1 protein-coding gene is annotated in these 1,296 nt (G+C 33.8%); it reads left to right on the plus strand.

Annotated elements, in window-relative coordinates; translation table 11 throughout:
- Nucleotides 1-158: 158 nt before the first annotated feature.
- Nucleotides 159-1,296 (plus strand): hypothetical protein (locus NZ519_13910; GenBank protein ID MCS7029849.1); only part of this gene is annotated, 1,138 nt, incomplete at its 3' end.

Genomic DNA, 1,296 nt, shown 5'->3' on the forward strand with positions numbered 1-1,296 from the left:
TAGCGAAGCACCGAAGCGAAGCGTAGTGCGGAATGCCCCGACCCTTGCGTCAGCAAGGGGCACGCCCAAAATAAAACAATTAAATTTATCACTTTCACCTAAAAATTCACCGTTTTGCTTTTTTAACTACGGTTCCACGAAAAACCATATATTTGCTTATGGAAACTAAACCACCTAACCTCTTAAAATATCTCTTCTGGTCCTACTTAATTATATGGATTTCAAGCACTTTATATGTGGCACTTATTAAAGAATATAAAACTTACTTCCTGCCAGAGCCTCAAAGCATTACATACGTTACCAATAAAGGCGATACTTATACTATTGTATGGCATGCTGCATTAAGTATAATAGGTTTGGGCATCTGCGCACTTATCAATTTGAGATACAGAGAAAAGCCTACATTGAAAAAACGTATCATTTTAGCCGTATTCGTGTTTTTAGAAACGGTTTTCATATTTAGATTAGTACAAGAGTGCTACATGGTCAAAAAGATTAAAATTTATCCTCATCAAGTAGAAATTGCAAACTATCCTCTAGGTATCCTATATCACGAGAAGATAAGCTTACCGTTGAAGTTTCAATTATCATTTTTCATAGACGCATTATACTGTTCTAAACCTATGCGTTCTTACGATTATAGCTGTGATACAATGTTCAAATTAGTGCTTGCAACAGATAAAGTGGAAAAAGTCCTATTAAAAAACGTATCAAGCAGCGAGTTACCCCAGCTCAATAAACCTTTGACAAATTTCGTTAAGACTTCTCACTATTTTCTACCTCAAGGTTTTACATTTGAGAAAAATGGAGAAAAGATAAAAATTACTAAAAAATCAGAGGGGATTAGTTTAGGAGATATTGTTATTTCATTTTTGATTGGAGTGGTTGTAATCATTTTGGGTATAGCGGTTGCTTCAAGCACAAAGCAAGTTGCGGTAATAGTTTTTGTCGTTATAATAGTTGTAGCATCTATTGTAGGTTTAGGAGTCTTTACTTATGAAAAGACATCAGGTAATCAAAAAGAACTGACTATTACGCCTGAAAAAATTTCTTACGAACATAAAAAATCACTATTACAGTGGCTAAATCGCTATCAGAAACAAGAGATTATCTTGTCAAAAGATGAAAAAATAAAAAATATATTTGTGGATTATGTCATGCCTTTGAACACGAGTCCTGCTATTGATTACAGAAGTAGAAGTGTGTATTTTAAGTACCCTATTCTACAAATAATAACAGAAGGTAATCAAAAAGTGGACGTAGAACTATTTACCGATTATACTTCTTACTGGTACA

Source organism: Bacteroidia bacterium (genome assembly GCA_025056095.1).
Classification (GTDB): Bacteria; Bacteroidota; Bacteroidia; order JANWVE01; family JANWVE01; genus JANWVE01.